The sequence below is a fragment of the Rathayibacter sp. AY2B7 genome (genome assembly GCF_002931635.1).
In the GTDB taxonomy this organism is placed as follows: domain Bacteria; phylum Actinomycetota; class Actinomycetes; order Actinomycetales; family Microbacteriaceae; genus Rathayibacter.
Window position 1 is genome coordinate 1 of sequence record NZ_PSUC01000219.1, and the last position, 1,174, is coordinate 1,174.

Consider the following 1,174-nt stretch of genomic DNA (forward strand, 5'->3'; position numbering starts at 1 on the left):
GACGTCGCCAGCCAGCACGAGGTGGACGGGGCCTTCGCGGCGCTCCGCACCTCCAACGCCCCGGGTCTGGCCAAGGGGCTCTCGGCCCAGACCCTCGAGGCCGTCACCGCACTGCTGGGCCCCGTCGGCCTCTCGGCGGCCGAGCTCGCCACCCGCCTCGACATCTCGCGGGTGACGGCCCGCCGCTACCTCGAGCACCTCGCCGACTCCGGAGTGGCGGACCGCGCGCCCCGCTACGGCTCCCCCGGCCGCCCGGAGCTGGAGTACCGCCGCCGCTGAGCGCGCGTCAGGCGGCCCGCAGTGCAGCGGCGATCTCCTCCTCGATCAGGTCGTGGTTGATCGCCGCGCCCACGCGCAGCCCGTCGGCGGACGAGGCGACGACCTGCGCCATCGGCTCGACCAGCGAGCCCGCGGCGAAGACCCCGGCGACGCCGGTCCGGCCCATCGGATCGACGGCGAGGTGCCGCGCGACTCCCGACGGGTGGTCGGCGAGCTCGAGGCCGAGCCCCTCGGGGAGCCGCCCCTCGACCCGCGGGCCGACGACGAGCGCGTCGAGCTCGTGCCGCCGACCGTCGATCACCACGCCGACCAGGCGGTCGTCCTCGACGAGGACCTTCTCGACGCGACCCGGCACGAGAGCGATCCCGCGGGCGGCCAGCGCCGCCGCCTCGTCGCCGGCGGGCGCGGGTGCGCCGTGGAGCAGGATCGACGTCCGGTCGCTGAGCTGCCGGAACATCTGCGCCTGGTGCCCGGCGAACGAGCTGCCGAGCACGCCGATCCGCCGGCCGCGCACCTCGAAGCCGTGGCAGTAGGGGCAGTGCAGGACGTCCCGTCCCCAGCGGGCGCCGAGCCCGGGGATCTCCGGCAGCAGGTCGCGGACGCCGGTCGCGAGCAGGAGGCGGCGCGCGCGGAGGACCGTGCCGTCGGCGAGGGTCGCGGTCACGCCCTCCGGTCCCGCGGACGCGCGGACCGCCTCGCCCTCGACCACCCGGGCCCCGTAGCCCTCGGCCTCGGCGCGCGCCAGGCGCACCAGCTCCGTGGGCGGGACGCCGTCGCGGGTCAGCACGTTGTGGGCACCGGGCGAGGGTGCGTTGCGCGGGGGTCCGCCGTCGACGACGAGGACGTCGCGGAGACTGCGGCCGAGGGCGGTGGCGGCGGCGAGGCCGGCGAAGGA

2 protein-coding genes are annotated in these 1,174 nt (G+C 77.5%); one reads left to right on the forward strand and one right to left on the reverse strand.

Translation table 11 applies throughout. The features are described from left to right. Nucleotides 1-279: HTH domain-containing protein (locus tag C5C27_RS17505; protein ID WP_146079769.1), on the forward strand; the 279-nt coding region annotated here is incomplete at its 5' end. A gap of 7 nt (nt 280-286) precedes the next feature. On the opposite strand, the gene C5C27_RS17510 is transcribed toward C5C27_RS17505, so the two are convergent. Beyond that, on the reverse strand, nt 287-1,174 hold an 888-nt coding region (locus C5C27_RS17510; protein WP_104315039.1), incomplete at its 5' end, for an NAD(P)/FAD-dependent oxidoreductase.